Origin of the sequence: Prosthecodimorpha staleyi, from assembly GCF_018729455.1 — a bacterium.
Classification (GTDB): domain Bacteria; phylum Pseudomonadota; class Alphaproteobacteria; order Rhizobiales; family Ancalomicrobiaceae; genus Prosthecodimorpha; species Prosthecodimorpha staleyi.
Genome location: NZ_JAHHZF010000007.1, coordinates 128,009 through 142,886 on the forward strand (window position 1 = coordinate 128,009; position 14,878 = coordinate 142,886).

11 protein-coding genes are annotated in these 14,878 nt (G+C 69.0%); 7 read left to right on the forward strand and 4 right to left on the reverse strand.

Translation table 11 applies throughout. The annotated features are described in order from the left end of the window. Positions 1 to 330 precede the first annotated feature (330 nt). Positions 331 to 2,535, forward strand: a complete 2,205-nt coding sequence (locus KL771_RS15165; protein ID WP_261969392.1) for a glycoside hydrolase family 3 N-terminal domain-containing protein — start codon at positions 331 to 333, stop codon at positions 2,533 to 2,535. Here KL771_RS15165 and KL771_RS15170 read toward each other — a convergent pair. After that, positions 2,525 to 2,947, reverse strand: a complete 423-nt coding sequence (locus tag KL771_RS15170) for a DUF6455 family protein (RefSeq protein WP_261969393.1) — start codon at positions 2,945 to 2,947, stop codon at positions 2,525 to 2,527. The two genes, KL771_RS15165 and KL771_RS15170, sit on opposite strands and share 11 nt — an antisense overlap. Before the next feature lie 144 nt (positions 2,948 to 3,091). Further along, positions 3,092 to 3,862, reverse strand: a complete 771-nt coding sequence (tam, locus tag KL771_RS15175; protein ID WP_261969394.1) for a trans-aconitate 2-methyltransferase — start codon at positions 3,860 to 3,862, stop codon at positions 3,092 to 3,094. Positions 3,863 to 4,093: 231 nt separating this feature from the next. On the opposite strand from tam, the gene KL771_RS15180 reads away from it, so the two are divergent. Both KL771_RS15180 and KL771_RS28295 read left to right on the forward strand, forming a co-directional pair. Then, positions 4,094 to 4,417: a type II toxin-antitoxin system HigB family toxin gene (locus KL771_RS15180; protein ID WP_261969395.1), complete on the forward strand. Its 324-nt coding sequence runs from the start codon at positions 4,094 to 4,096 to the stop codon at positions 4,415 to 4,417. Beyond that, entirely contained in the window at positions 4,407 to 5,576 is a 1,170-nt protein-coding gene (locus tag KL771_RS28295) for an ImmA/IrrE family metallo-endopeptidase (RefSeq protein ID WP_315901502.1), read from the forward strand. The genes KL771_RS15180 and KL771_RS28295 overlap by 11 nt, the downstream gene beginning before the upstream one ends. Positions 5,577 to 5,580: 4 nt before the next feature. Here the strand turns inward: KL771_RS28295 and KL771_RS15195 are convergent, their stop codons facing one another. Next, positions 5,581 to 7,863, reverse strand: coding sequence for a heavy metal translocating P-type ATPase (locus KL771_RS15195; RefSeq protein WP_261969396.1), 2,283 nt, complete (start codon positions 7,861 to 7,863; stop codon positions 5,581 to 5,583). A gap of 178 nt (positions 7,864 to 8,041) precedes the next feature. On the opposite strand from KL771_RS15195, the gene KL771_RS15200 reads away from it, so the two are divergent. The 4 genes from KL771_RS15200 to KL771_RS15215 all read left to right on the forward strand — a co-directional run bounded on the left by KL771_RS15200 (position 8,042) and on the right by KL771_RS15215 (position 12,538). Further along, the gene (locus tag KL771_RS15200; RefSeq protein WP_261969397.1) at positions 8,042 to 9,139 is read left to right on the forward strand and encodes an acyltransferase family protein; all 1,098 of its coding nucleotides are present in this window, start codon (positions 8,042 to 8,044) and stop codon (positions 9,137 to 9,139) included. Positions 9,140 to 9,210: 71 nt separating this feature from the next. Then, on the forward strand, positions 9,211 to 9,339 hold the full coding sequence (locus KL771_RS15205) for a hypothetical protein (RefSeq protein WP_261969398.1): 129 nt from the start codon (positions 9,211 to 9,213) through the stop codon (positions 9,337 to 9,339). Positions 9,340 to 9,454: 115 nt separating this feature from the next. Beyond that, on the forward strand, positions 9,455 to 10,492 hold the full coding sequence (locus tag KL771_RS15210; protein ID WP_261969399.1) for an aspartate-semialdehyde dehydrogenase: 1,038 nt from the start codon (positions 9,455 to 9,457) through the stop codon (positions 10,490 to 10,492). A 162-nt stretch (positions 10,493 to 10,654) separates the two neighbouring features. Further along, positions 10,655 to 12,538: an ABC transporter ATP-binding protein gene (locus tag KL771_RS15215; RefSeq protein ID WP_261969400.1), complete on the forward strand. Its 1,884-nt coding sequence runs from the start codon at positions 10,655 to 10,657 to the stop codon at positions 12,536 to 12,538. Positions 12,539 to 12,691: 153 nt separating this feature from the next. Here the strand turns inward: KL771_RS15215 and KL771_RS15220 are convergent, their stop codons facing one another. Beyond that, positions 12,692 to 14,752, reverse strand: coding sequence for a sensor histidine kinase (locus tag KL771_RS15220; RefSeq protein ID WP_261969401.1), 2,061 nt, complete (start codon positions 14,750 to 14,752; stop codon positions 12,692 to 12,694). Positions 14,753 to 14,878: the final 126 nt, after the last annotated feature.

A 14,878-nucleotide genomic window follows, 5' to 3' on the forward strand; every position in this document is an offset into this window, starting at 1 on the left:
AGGCCCGTCAGGGCCGCCGATCCGGGACCTACTCGCGCCGCGGCAGCCTCACACTCGCCCATGGATTTGACGCGGTGCGGCACGTTGAGACGCGAGGAGGCCCCGGCACTTCGCTCCGCTGCGGCCGGGGATCCGTCGAGAGATCGATGCCGATCGCGGCAACCGGACCCGTCGCACACTGACGGCCGCCCCATGGCATTCGACGCGTTCCGACATGGCGGGGCGAACCAGCGGATCTTGGCCCCCGGTCTCAAGCCGCATCGGGCGCTTGATTTTCCGGCCGCCATGGGGTCTTCGTCCGACCGCGAGGGACGGACGGAGGATCGGTGCATGGCGGCCTGGCGGCGGATCGGAACGGCGTGTTGCGTGGCGCTCGGCATCCTGGCGGCCGGCCGGCCCGCCGTGGCGGCCGAGGTGGCGCGCCCGTTCGGGATCGATCCGGCCGTGGAGCGGCGCATCGACGATCTCCTGGCGCGGATGACGCTCGCCGAAAAGATCGGCCAGCTGCGCCAGGGCGGCTGGTCGCCGGATTTCGATCTCGGCCAGGCCAGCCGGGGCGAGATCGGCTCGCTGACCAATGCCGAGGACCCGCACGAGACCGCACGCATCCAGCAGGCGGCGCGGTCGTCACGGCTCGGCATCCCCATCCTGCTCGCCGACAACGTCATCCACGGCTTCCGCACCCTGTTCCCGGTGCCGATCGCGCTGGCCGCCAGCTTCGAGCCCGACCTCGTCGAAGAGGCCTCGGCCTGGGCCGGCCGCGAGGCCCATGCGGCGGGTCTGCACTGGACGCTCGCCCCGATGGTCGATCTCACGCGCGATCCGCGCTGGGGCCGGGTGGTCGAGGGACCGGGCGAGGACCCGGTGCTCGGCGCTGCCATGGCGGCCGCCCAGGTGCGCGGCTTCCTGAAGGGCGGCATCATGGCCTCGCTCAAGCACTATGCCGGCTATGGCGCCGCCGAAGCCGGGCGCGACTACAACACCACCGAGATCTCGCCCGGCACGATGCGCGACATCTACCTGCCGGCCTTCCGGGCCGGGGTCGAGGCCGGCAGCCAGAGCATCATGGCCGCCTTCAACGCCCTCAACGGCACGCCGGCGACCGCCAATCCCTGGACGCTGCAGACCATCCTCAAGGGCGAATGGGGCTTTGACGGCTTCGTCATCTCCGACTGGGATTCGGTCTGGGAGCTGATGAACCACGGCCATGCCGGCTCGCCCGCCGAGGCCGCCCGGCGCGCCATCCTGGCCGGTCTCGATGTCGAGATGGCCGGCGACATGTTCAAGGAGAATCTCGCCGACGAGGTCGCGGCCGGCCGGGTGCCGCAGGCGCGGATCGACGACGCGGTCCGCCGCGTGCTGCGGGTGAAGGTCCGCATGGGCCTGTTCGACCGGCCGGACCCCGACCCGGCGGCGGCCGAGGCGCAGATGCTGACGCCCGCCGCGCGCGAGGCCGCCAAGGCGGCCGCAATCGCCTCCTTCGTGCTCCTGAAGAACGACCGCGACCTGCTGCCGCTCGCCCCGCGCGGCCGGCGCATCGCGCTGATCGGCGGCATCGCCGCCTCGCCGGCCGACCATATGGGTTCCTGGGGCGCCAACGGCCGCCAGGACGATGCCGTCACGCTCGCCGCCGCCCTGAAGGCCAAGGCGGCGGCCGGTGCTTTCGAGCTCACCTATGCGGCCGGCTGCGACCCGGCCTGCCGCTCCGAGGAAGGCTTCGCGGAAGCGGTCGCGGCCGCGCGCGCGGCCGACACGGTGGTGGTTGCGCTCGGCGAGCCGTGGTGGATGACGGCGGAGGGCACGTCGCGCACGCAGCTCGGCCTGCCCAACCGGCAGCAGGCGCTGCTGGAGGCGATCGCGGCGACCGGCAAGCCGGTCGTGCTGGTGGTGTTCGGCGGCCGGCCGATGACCATCGGCTGGGCGGCGGAGCATGTGCCGGCGATCCTCTATGCCTGGTCGCCGGGCACCATGGGCGGCGCGGCGTTGGCGGAGGTGCTGCTCGGCGAGGCCGCCCCGACCGGGCGCCTGCCGATGACCATGCCGCGCGCGGTCGGCCAGATCCCCCTCTATTACAATCACCTGCCGACCGGACGGCCGCCGACCGGCGACCACTATTCGTCGAAATATATCGACGAGGAGGTCACGCCGCTGTTCCCCTTCGGCTACGGCCTGACCTACACGCGCTTCGCCTATGCGGATCTGAGGCTCGCCGAGCATGTCCTGAAGCCCGGCGATACCGTGGAGGCCTCGGTCTCGGTGACCAATACCGGGCCGCGTGCCGGCCGCGAGGTGGTGCAGCTCTATATGCGCGATCCGGTCGCCTCGAAGAGCCGGCCAGTGCGTGAACTGAAGGCCTTCCGCAAGGTCGCGATCGCGGCCGGCGCGACCGAGCGGGTCACCTTCCGGGTCCCGGTCGAGGCCTTCGGCTTCCATCAAGACGACGGCCGCCACATCGTCGAACCGGGCCGCTTCGAGATCCATGTCGGCGGATCGGCCGTCGACACGATCGGGACAGGGTTCGAAGTCAGGAATTGAGCCCCTGGACGGCCAGATTGCGGATCATGTCCGCGTTGGGGCAGAAGTCCGGGGCATGGGCGGCGGCCGTGCCGGCATCGAGTTCGTGCCGGCAGCGATCCTTCTCGCGGCATTCGGCGCAATGCAGCGCCATGCGGTCGTAGAGCTGCGGGCGCGCGGTCGCCAGATCGAGCGCCGAAATGTGATGCGAGGCGAGCATTCGCTGCATCAGGCCGCCGGCGAATTCGCCCTGCGCGGCCAGGATCTCGAGATCGCCGCGGCTCAACCCGGTTTCGGCGGCCAGCCGCAACAGTTCGACCTCGTCGGCCTCACCGAGCGCGCCGGGCCGGCCGTCCAGCCGCCGCTGGCGCCACCAGCCGATCACCGTGGCCAGGAAGGCGTTTCGTCGCACGGCATCGTTGACACTGGGCATTTCCACTCCTCCCCGCAGGACCGGCCGGATGCGAGGGCCACGTGCGACCGTTCGGAATCGGTCGCAACGACCGGCCGTTGCGCCACTGTGCCGGAGCCGCGGCGCTGAGGATTTGAGAAAGATCAACGAAGCCGTCGCGGCGCGTCAGCGCCGGGCGACCAGGAACAGGCGCGGGAAGCGGAACAGGACGCGGCCGTCGGCGCGCGGCGGGTAGGCCTCGGCGACGGCCGCCGTGTAGCGCGCGCGGTAGTCGGCGGCGAGCGGCGGCGGCAGCGCGTCGAGATAGGGCTTCAGGCCGGTCGAGGAGACCATCTCGACGATCGCGGCGGCGTCGGCGAGCGGATGGTGGTAGGTCGTCAGCCAGACCTGGACATCCGCCGCATGGGGGCAGAGCCAGTCGTAGAAGGTCTCGGCCGGCGGCAGGCCGGGGCGGCTCGCCGACGCCTTCGCCAGCCGATCGGCAAAGGCCGGTTCGGCCGCGATCCTGCGCATCAGCGCGTGGCTCGGCTCCTCCAGATTGCGCGGCATCTGCACGGCGAGCACCCCGCCCGACGCCAGGAGGCCCATCAGCCGCGGCAGCACGCGCTCGAGATCCGGCACCCATTGCAGCACCGCATTGGCGAAGATCAGGTCGACCGGCGCCTCCGGCTCCCAGACGGCGAGATCGGCTTCGACGAAGGCGACGCCGGGCAGCTTCTTCCGCGCCGCCGCCAGCATGGCCGGCGAGGTGTCGAGGCCGAGCACTTCGGCCTCCGGCCAGCGCCGCACCAGCGGCTCGGTCGAGGCGCCGGCCCCGCAACCGAGATCGACGATCCGAGCCGGCCGATCGAGCGGCACCCGCGCCAGCAGATCGAGCACCGGCTGCAGACGCTCGTCGCCATAGCGCGCATAGAGTTCCGGCTGCCAGTCCGTCATGGCCTCGTCTCCGATTGAACGTTGGGCGCCGTGACTATCCCGCCTCGGCAGCACCCGTGCCAGACGTCCGCCTGCACAGGACCGTTGCAGGATCAACCGCGCTCGCTTGAGATGACGATCGCGGAACGCGACGTGCCAGGGTGTGGTGCGCCTGGCGTTGCTCGACAGGATGCATGATTGCTCCCATATTGGGAACATTCACTTGACAGATCGATTCGGACCGACCATTTCATGCGTGTCATTGCCAAGCGCACGTTGCAGGAATTCTGGGAGCGGCCCGGCCGGTCGGATGCGGAACAGCCGCTCAAGGCATGGTTCCATGAAGCCGCAAAGGCTTCTTGGCACGGTCCGGCCGAGATCAAGCGAACATTCGCATCGGCCAGCATCGTTGCCGATAACCGCGTTGTATTCAATATCGCCGGCAACAAGTATCGCCTCGTCGTTCACGTCAATTACGGCCTGCAGATCGTTCTGGTAAAATTTGTTGGAACTCACGCAGAGTATGACGACATCGACGTTCGGACCGTAGGCGGAGGAGGCAGGAATGAACATTAGGCCGATCCGCAGCGAGATCGACTACGATACGGCGCTCGCTCGGGTCGCCGCCCTGATGGATGCAGCGCCGGAAAGCCCGGATGCCGACGAGCTCGACGTGCTGACAACCTTGATCGAGCGCTACGAGGCGGACCATCACCGCATCGATGCCCCGTCCCCCGCCGAGGCGATCCGCTTCCGGATGGAGCAGGGCGGTTTGAAACCGAAGGATCTCGAACCGATCCTCGGCGGTCGCTCGCGCGTATCGGAGATCCTTCACGGCCTGCGCCCGCTGACCATGGATATGGTCCGCGGCCTCAACCGACATCTCGGCATCCCGCTTGAAAGCCTGATCGCCTCCTCCGCGCCGCCATCCCGGACCGGGTCGGGCCGGCGCTCCGGGAAGACGGTGCGCTGGCTGGTCGAGCGCGGGCTGATGCGGGATGGCGACGCGCTGGATCAGTTTATCGCGCGCGCCTTCGGCGGCAGCGCAAGTCCTGTCCTGTTCCGACGCGGCGCGGCATCCCGGACCAATCCGCAGAGCGATCCACTCGCCCTACAGGCCTGGTGTGCGGCCGTGATCCATCAGGCCGGACGGACCGGTTGGGCACCGCTCACAGCCCCCCGCCCGACCGAGCGGAACCTGCGCGAGATCGCTCGGCTCAGCCGCCACGACGATGGCCCTGCCCGCGTCGGAACCGCGCTGGCCGGACTTGGCATCGCACTGGTCGTTCTGCCCCATCTGCCGGCAACCCGCCTGGATGGCGCGGCACTGCTCGGGCCGGCCGAAGCCCCCATCGTCGGTCTGACGCTCCGATATGACCGGATCGACAATTTCTGGTTCACCCTGATGCACGAGCTCGCCCATATCCGGCTGCATCTCTCGCCGAATCGCCGGATGATCCTGGACGATCTTTCGCTGCCCGATGCTGATGCGATCGAGCGGGAGGCCGACGAGCTCGCCACGAACAGCTTGATTCCTCCTGACATATGGACTGCCGGCAAAATCGGCCCCACCGCCAAGGCCCGGGACATGATCGCCATCGCGGCCGCCGCCGGCGTGCATCCGGCCATAGCGGCAGGGCGGTGGCAGCGCCAGCACGGCGACTATCGGACCTTCTCGAAACTGGTCGGCCGCGGCGAGGTCCGCCGCCAGTTCGCAGATTTCCCGATGCGGTAACGGTTTACGCCGCGTGGTCGTAGATGTCCTCTTCCTGGGCGGAGTGGATGCGGACCAGGGCTTCGATGGCTTCGATGGCGCGCTGGGCGTCGCGCAGGACCCAGTGGTCGGTGATGCCTGGATCCAGGCTGCCGGCGAGGCGCTCTAGCAGGCGGGCGAGATGCAGGATCTCGCGATGGGCGCGGCTCATGGCGGCGAGGCCGGGGCCGTCGGGGAGCACGCCGCGCAGCATCGGATAGACCCGGGTCTCGTCGTCGCGTTCGTGGGCCACGACCTTGGTGGCGACCAGCGCACTGGCCTCGCGGACCAGGGTCGCACCATCGGCCGGGCTCGCCTCGTCGAGCGCATCGGCGATGTCGCGCAGTCGGTCGAGGGCGCCGGCGAGCGCGGCATGATCGCGGTGCAGCGTCTCGCGGGCCGACTCGGCGAGCCGGCGCCGGCCGCTGCCGAACGGAGCGCCGAGCGCCCGCAGCGCATTCAGGATCACCGCCAGGTCGATCGCCTCCTGGACCAGCGCGCCGGCGACCGGGGTCAGCCAGCCCAGCGCCGCCGCCAGCATGGCGACGACCGACAGACCCATGCCGACCAGGATGCTTTCGAGCGCGATGCGGCGCGTGCGACGGGCGATCGCTACCGCCTCGGCGACCCGATCGAGCCGGTCGACCAGAACCACCACGTCGGCGGCCTCCGAGGAGGCCGAGGCGCCGCGCGCCCCCATGGCGATGCCGACATCGGCGGCGGCGAGCGCGGGCGCATCGTTGATGCCGTCGCCGACCATCAGGGTCGGGGCGATGCGCTGCTCGGTCTTGACAGCGTCGACCTTGTCGGCCGGAACCCGGTCGGCCAGCACGGCATCGATATCGAGCGCGGCCCCGATGGTCTCGGCGGCATCGGCGCGGTCGCCGGTGACCATGACGATACGGGCGACACCGGCTTCGCGCAGCGCACGGATCGCATGCGGGGCATCGGATTTCAGTTCGTCGGCGAGCAGGATCGCGCCGATCGGCACATCGTCGACAGCGACGAAGACCGACAGGGCCGACCGCCATGAGGCGCGCCGCTGGGCGCGCGCCGCCCAATCGGGAGACGTACGGCCGGCGAAGACCAGGCTGGCCGCCCCGGCACGCACGCGCCGGTCGCCGACGAGCCCTTCGAGGCCCGCGCCTTGCGACTCGCGGACATCGGTCGGCATGTCGAGGGCGAGCCCGCGCATTCGCGCGGCATCGACGATGGCGCCGGCGACGACATGATGGGAGGCCTGTTCGAGCGAAGCTGCGGCGCGCAGAACGGTATCGGCGTCCGCTCCGGATGCCGTCTCGATGCCGATCAGGCGGGCGCCGCCGACGGTCAGCGTTCCGGTCTTGTCGAACATCACCGTGCGCGTGCGTGCGAGCCGCTCCAGCGGTCCGCCACCCTTGACCAGGATGCCGCGGCCGGCGGCCCGGCTGACGCCGGAGACGAAAGCGACCGGCGCGGCGAGGATCAGCGGACAGGGCGTCGCGGCGACCAGCACGGCCAGCGCACGGACAGGGTCGCCGGACAGGAACCAGGCGCCGCCGGCGAGCAGCACCGTGAAGGGCAGGAAGGCCAGGGCGTAGCGGTCGGCCATGCGCACGAAGGGGGCCTTGGCCGATTGAGCCGCCGAGACCATGCGCAGGATGCCGGCATAGGTCGAGGCGCCGGCGGTCGCGCCCGCCACCATCTCGAAGCTGTCGCCGGCATTGACGGTGCCGCTGTGCAACTTTTCGCCGGGCTCGCGCCGGTTCGGGATCGGCTCGCCGGTCAGCGCGGCCTCGTCGACGATCACGGCACCGTCCGGCGCGATCCCGTCGACCGGCAGGACCTCGCCGGCCCTGACCATCAGGCGATCCCCGACCGCCACCTCGCCGACCGGAATGTCGACCACCTCGTCGCCCTGCCGGCGATGGGCGAAGCGCGGCGCGCGGTCGGCGAGCGCGGACAGTTCGCGCTCGGCCCGCCCGATGGCGAAGTCCTCGAGGAGGTTGCCGCCGGCATACATCAGCGCCACGACGGCGCCGGCCAGGGTTTCGCCCATCGCGACCGCCGTGCTCATGGACAGGAGCGCGACCGCGTCGACGCCGACGCGGCCGTCCAGGAAGTCGCGCAGGATCGAGTAGGCGAGCCCGGCAATGACCGGCACGGTGCCGACGCCCCACAGGATGCGCGCCCAGCCGGACGCACCGGCCAGAGCCGCGATCGATCCGGCGACGAGCCCGATGAGGGCGATGACCAGCAAGGCGCGCTTGAGAAGACGGTCGATCGGCATGATGGCTTCCTTGTCCGGCAAGACCCCGTTGAGGATCCGCAGGACCCGGGAGGTAGCATTGAATTGCATCAACATTTCCAGAAATATTCGAATGATGATGTAACAGGCATCTTAGCGTGAAAGATAGGAATCCGAGACCACTATGACTCACGACGCGATCGTATATGGAATTCGACGTATGCCATACCGAAAACGAATTCGTTTCGAAGTTCTGGATGCTCTTCGTGGTGTTGCCGCAATCTCAGTTGTCTTGCTTCACATGAACAACTATCTGGTCGGCGGGCCGCTGATGGAAAGCGGCTATCTGGCGGTCGACCTGTTCTTCATCATATCGGGCTTCGTGAATTCGCACGCCTTGAGCCGCATGATCGAGGCGACCGGTTCGACACGGGGATTTCTGCGCGCCCGGCTGCGGCGACTCTATCCGCTCTTCGCGCTCGGCCTGGCGCTCGGTTTCTCGATCGAACTCGCCAAGGCACTCGCTGCGGCGGAGCCCGGCCGGGCGGCGACCAAGGCCGTCTCGGAACTGGCCGTCTCGATGCTGGGGGTACCGGACGTCCGCGAGACGATGGTGGTCCCGCTCAATCCGGTCTTCTGGTCGCTGATCCTCGAAGCTCTGGCCTATTGGCTGCACGGCCACGTGCTCTGGTCGATCCCGGCGACGCGGCTTCGGATCGGGCTCGGGATCGGCCTCGCCGGTCTCGTCGGGATTGCGTTCGGGATGGGGTCGCTCGATCTCGGAGCCAACCGCGAGACCTTCGCGCTTGCCACCTATCGAATCGCCTTCGGCTATGCCGCCGGCATGCTGCTCTACCGGTTGTTTCAGGCCGGCCGTCTGCCGCGCCTTGAAACCGGCGGCGCGCTGATCGCCCTGTCCGCGCTGGCCGTCTTCGCCAGTCCGGTGGCACCGGGACTGCGGCCGGTCTACGACCTGATCGCGGTCGCGCTGATCTTTCCGGTATTGGTCGCGGGGGCGGCTGAAACCGACCTCGACGGCGCATTGCGCGGCCCGGTCCTGTGGGCCGGGCGCCTGTCCTACGCGCTCTACGCCCTGCATGTGCCGATCCTGTTCCTGGTCGTGTTCGTCGTCCGGATCACGATCGGTCGCGCCGTCGCGATCGCTCCCGACGCGATGCTGGGCCTCGCCTTCATGGCGACGCTGACGCTGGTCACCATCCTGGCTTCCGGTTTCAATCGGCGGCTCGCCGCGGGAAGCGCCGGAATCGAGCCCGCCCTGGCCTCAAGTCGGGGGGTCGGCGGGGCCGGGCGGTCTTGACTTTTTCTGGAAATTCGGGCTTTTCGGCCGCGCGCGGACGACCGCTCCGCGTCGTGGGATTTCATTTCGCCATGCCGTCCGTCGACACCATCCTCGCCATGACCCTCCGCCCGGCCCGTTCCGGCGCGGCGTCGGCGCGCGTCGCGGGCATGCCCAAAACCACGACCGGCACGATGACCACGGCGAAAGCCGTCGGCTAGACGCGTCCTTTCCCCCCGATGCCCTTCCCCGGCGGGGTGACAGGGCACCTCAAGAGGTCCGCGCTGTCGGACCGGGAGGACCGGGGGAGCCAAACCGAAATCCGAGGTTCAAGTCATGGGCTACAAGGTCGCTGTCGTCGGCGCCACGGGCAATGTGGGTCGGGAAATGCTGGACATCCTCGCCGAGCGCGGCTTCCCGGCCGACGAGGTCGTGGCGCTCGCCTCCCCGCGTTCGCTCGGCACCGAGGTCTCCTTCGGCGACAAGACGCTCAAGACCAAGGTGCTCGACAACTACGACTTCTCCGACACCGACATCTGCCTGATGTCGGCCGGCGGCTCGGTCTCCAAGGAATGGTCGCCGCGGATCGGCCAGCAGGGCTGCGTCGTGATCGACAATTCCTCGGCCTGGCGCTACGACGCCGAGGTGCCGCTGATCGTGCCGGAGGTGAATGCGGACGCCATCGTCGGCTTCACCAAGAAGAACATCATCGCCAACCCGAACTGCTCGACCGCCCAGCTGGTCGTCGCGCTGAAGCCGCTGCATGACGTGGCGCGGATCAAGCGCGTGGTGGTCGCCACCTACCAGTCCGTCTCCGGCGCCGGCAAGGACGCCATGGACGAGCTGTTCACCCAGACCCGCGCCGTCTTCGTCACCGACCCGATCGAACCGCAAAAGTTCCCGAAGCGGATCGCCTTCAACCTGATCCCCCATATCGACGTGTTCATGGAGGACGGGTACACGAAGGAAGAGTGGAAGATGATGGTCGAGACCAAGAAGATCCTCGACCCGCGCATCAAGCTGACCGCGACCTGCGTGCGCGTGCCGGTGTTCATCTCCCATGCCGAGGCGGTCAACATCGAGTTCGAACAGCCGATCTCGGCCGAAGAGGCGACCGACATCCTGCGCGAGGCGCCGGGTTGCCTGGTCATCGACAAGCGCGAGCCGGGTGGCTACATCACGCCCTACGAGGCGGCCGGCGAGGACGCGACCTATATCAGCCGCATCCGCGAGGACGCGACCGTCGAGAACGGCCTGTCGATGTGGATCGTCTCCGACAACCTGCGCAAGGGCGCCGCGCTCAACGCGGTCCAGATCGCCGAAGTCCTGATCAACCGCAAGCTGATCAAGCCGAAGGCGCGCAAGGCGGCCTGACCGTCCGGAATTGCAGACGGGCCGCGCCCCCACCGGGAGGCTCCCGCCACAGGACGGTCATGGTCGGCGACTAGCTGGACGGTTCGCTTCAGAACTGTCCAATCCAGCACCGTCCAATCCAGCACCGAGGATCCGCTCGGCGCGCCCGTCCGGGATCCGGCCATGTTCCGTCTGTTCGAATCGATCGTCCGGCCCACCGGGGCCGGCGCCGCCGGGGCGCCGCCGCGCGGGCTGCTGCCCTTCTACTGGTTCTTCATCCGCCAGGTGCGCGGGCTGTTCGCAGCCCTGATCGTGACCGGCCTCGCCCAGGCCGCCGTCGACGCAGCCGTGCCGGTGTTCATCGGCCGCACCGTCCACATGATCTCGACGCTGGAGCGCGAGCAGATGTTCGGCGCCATGCTGCCGACGCTCATCGGCATGGCGGCCGTCATCCTGGTCGTCCGGCCGCTCGTGCTGCTGCTGCAGGGCCTGATCCAGCATCAGGCGATCTTTCCGGGCCTGACCAACCTGGTGCGCTGGCAGAGCCATTGGCATGTGGTCCGGCAGAATCTGAGCTTCTTCCAGAACGACTTCGCCGGCCGCATCGGCAGCCGCGTGATGGAGACCGGCTACGCGCTGCGCGCCAGCGCCGTGTCGATGATCTCGGTGGTCTGGTATCTGGTCGCGCTCGGGCTCGCCGCCGGCGTGATCATGGGGGCGGCGGATCCGTGGCTCTTGATCCCGATCGGGCTGTGGACCGCCGGCTATGTCGGCATGCTCGCCTATCTGGTGCCGCGCGTGCGCGAGGCCTCCAAGGCGATCGCCTTCGCGCGCTCCGGCCTGGTCGGCCGCATCGTCGACAGCTACACCAACATCGCCACCGTCAAGCTGTTCGCGCGCGCCGCCCACGAGGACGCCTATGTGCGCGAATCGGTCGACTGGCACACCGAACGCATGCTGATCCAGATGCGCTGGTTCACGGTGCTGTCGGGTTCGCTCGCCGTGCTGTCCGGCTTCCTGATCGTGGCCACCGGCGCGCTGGCGCTGTGGCTGTGGTCGAAGGGCACGGTCGGGATCGAGACGATCGCCACCGTGCTGCCGCTGACCCTGCAGATCTCCGGCATCTCCGGTCGCGTCGCCTACGAGGTCACGCAGATCTTCGAGCAGTTCGGCACCGTCCACGAGGGCATGGAGACCATCGCGGTGCCGCACGGCCTGACCGACCGGCCCGATGCGCGCCCGATCACGGTGCCGGCCGGTGCGATCCGGTTCGACCGGATCGCGTTCCACTACGGCCGCACCGGCGGCGTGATCGAGGAACTGAGCCTCTCGGTGAAGCCGGGCGAGAAGATCGGCCTGGTCGGCCGGTCGGGCGCCGGCAAGTCGACCCTCGTCAACCTGCTCTTGCGCTTCTACGACGTCGAAGCCGGTCGCATCCTGATCGACGGCCAGGATATCGCACTCGCGACGCAGGATTCGTTGCGCGAGCAGATCTCGGTGGTGACGCAGGACACCTCGCTGCTGCACCGCTCGATCCTCGACAATATCCGCTACGGAAGGCCGGATGCGACCGTCGACGAGGTGATGGCGGCCGCCCGGCTTGCCCATGCGCACGAGTTCATCCTCGGCCTGGAGGACTGGCGCGGGCGCAAGGGCTACGACGCCCATGTCGGCGAGCGCGGCGTGAAGCTGTCCGGCGGCCAGCGCCAGCGCATCGCCATCGCGCGCGTCATCCTCAAGAACGCGCCGATCCTGATCCTCGACGAGGCGACCTCGGCGCTCGATTCGGAAGTCGAGGCGGCGATCCAGTCGAGCCTGGAGGATCTGATGCGTGGCAAGACCGTGATCGCCATCGCGCATCGGCTTTCGACCATCGCCCGCATGGACAGGCTGGTCATCCTGGAGAAGGGGCAGATCGTCGAGCAGGGTTCGCATGCCGAACTGATCGCGCTCGGCGGCCACTATGCCCGGCTGTGGGAACGCCAGTCGGGCGGCTTCCTGCAGGAAGAGGCCGGCGACGAGGCCGCCGGTGCGGCCGAAGCACGGCCCCCTGCCGCGGTCGCCTGACCGGCTGGACCGCATCCGACCGCGAGGCATTCGGGCGGCGAAAAAACAGGATTCCACCGGGAACGTTTCGGACGCCGGTGCGTTGCTGCAATGTTGAAGTGACTCTACCCCTCCTTGGCTGCGGGCGTCTTCGCGTCCGCAGCCATTTTCATGTCAGATCGGAACGGATTCCGCCGCATCCGCGCCGTCCGGCAGGTCGATGCGCAGCCGGAAGACCACACCGCCCGGCTCGAACCGGGCCTCGCCGGTACCGAGCGACCGCGCCAGTTGCGCGATCAGACGCGAACCGAAGCCGGACCGGACCGGCGGTTCGACGGCCGGGCCACCCGATTCCACCCAATCGAGCTGCATCGACCGGCCCTCGCCGTCATGGATCGGCGCCGACCATCCGATGAAGAGACGGCCGTCGCCCTGCGACAGCGCGCCGTATTTGACCGCATTGGTGGTCAGTTCGTGCAGGATCAGCCCGAGCGGAACCGCCATGCCGGCCGGCAGCGTGCAATCCTCGCCGCGAACCGCGATCCGCTCCGGATTGGGAACATGGGCAAGTTCCGAGGCGACCATGCCGGCGAGCGAGACGCCGCGCCACTGGCCCCGCGTCAGCATGTCGTGGGTGCGGGCCAGGGCGCCGAGGCGTTCGGAGAACTTCTGCCGGAAGGCCTCCGGGTCGGGGGTCGACCGAAAGGTCTGCGACGCGATCGCCTGGACATTGGCCAGCGTGTTCTTGACCCGATGATCGAGTTCGCGCAGCAGCAGGGACTGCTGCTCGGCCGCGTGGTAGCGATCCGTCACGTCGACCGCGGTGGTCAGGCACAGGCTGCGCCCGTCGGCCAGCGGCTCCAGGGGGACGATCGAAAAGTCCCAGATGCGCGTCTCGCCGCTGACGGTGACGACCTCTCGCTCCATGCCGCCGACGACGGCGTTCTGCCCGAACGGGCTCTGTACCGGATCGTCCGGGCCGTCGCGGCGAACATGATCGCGCAGCCAATCGAGACTGGATGTCAGCGCGGTCCGCGGCAGTCCGGACTGGGCGATCCAGCTGTCGCTGACCGCCAACACGGTACCGTCCTCAGCATGCAGCATGAAGGGATGCGGCGCCGCCAGGATGGTCCGGCGCAGGCGCGCCTCGCTCTGCACGGCGTCTTCCTCGCGCCGGCCCAACTCCGCGCCCATGCGATCGAGCGCCTCGGCGATCACGCCGAATTCGTCGCCACCGGGCATGTCCGATACCTGATTGCGACGACCCAGGCGCCAGGCTTCGGCCAATGCCAGCAGGCTGGCGACCGGATGGCGCACGAAGCGGCGCCCGGCCCACAGCCCTCCGAGAAGGGTTAGCACCGCGCTGGCCAGAATGATCGCGATGCCCTGCCGGCGCGCGGCATCGATGGCCGCAAAGGCCGACTGCTCGGCGATGCCGGTACTGAGATAGAGCCCGGCCGGAGCGAGGGCGGCCGGCTTGTAGGCGATGATGCGGACCGTCCCGTCCTGGCTGCGGGCGCGCTCGACACCGATCTCGGTGCCGCGCACCCAATGCTGAAACGCCTCCGGCACTCGTGTGCCGATGAAGCGCTCCGGATAGGGCGACCGGGCGAGAATCACGCCGTCGGCGTCCGCCACCGTCAATGCGCCTTCCTGCGCCAGCGTCCAGCGGCTCGCCAGTTCGGCCAGATGGCGGATCTCCACCGTGGCCACCACGCCGATCGTCTCGCCCGTCTGCAGGCGCACCGACATGGCGACCGGCAGGCCGGCTTCGTAGGGTTCCGTCCCGAAGCGGGTGAAGCGGCCAATCCTGAAGCCCGGCCCGGCGACCGCCTCGACCAGGAACATCGGATCGATCTTCTCGACCTCCTCGATCTGACCGGTCCGGCAATGCAGGCCGCGGTCCGGGCCGACGACCACCATGGAGCGGATGCTGGCGAGATTTTCGGTGACCCCGGCCAGAAACATGCTGCAATTGGCCTCGTCGAACCGGCGCACACCGCGCGCGGTCGAGACGGCGGTCAGCATCATCCGGGTGCCCTCGAGGAATCGGTCGAGTTCCGATGTCGCCCGTTGGGTCTGGCGCCGGGCCGCTTCGAGCACCTCGGCTTCGCGCGCCGATCGCAACTCGCTTTCCAGATAGCCGATCACCGCCAGAGCCGGCAGCCACGCCGCCAGGCCCAACAGAACCAGCCGGGTCGTCAGGCTCAGCCCCGTGCGACGGACCTGCGTCATTCCGGACGGCCACCGCGGAGGCCACAGGCCATCCCCTCCCAACGACCGATCGCCACATCGTGCCCGGCGCCGCCGGGCACCTGCTTGTTGTTCGGTCCGAAAGGGAACGGCAGGTCATGCATCTGG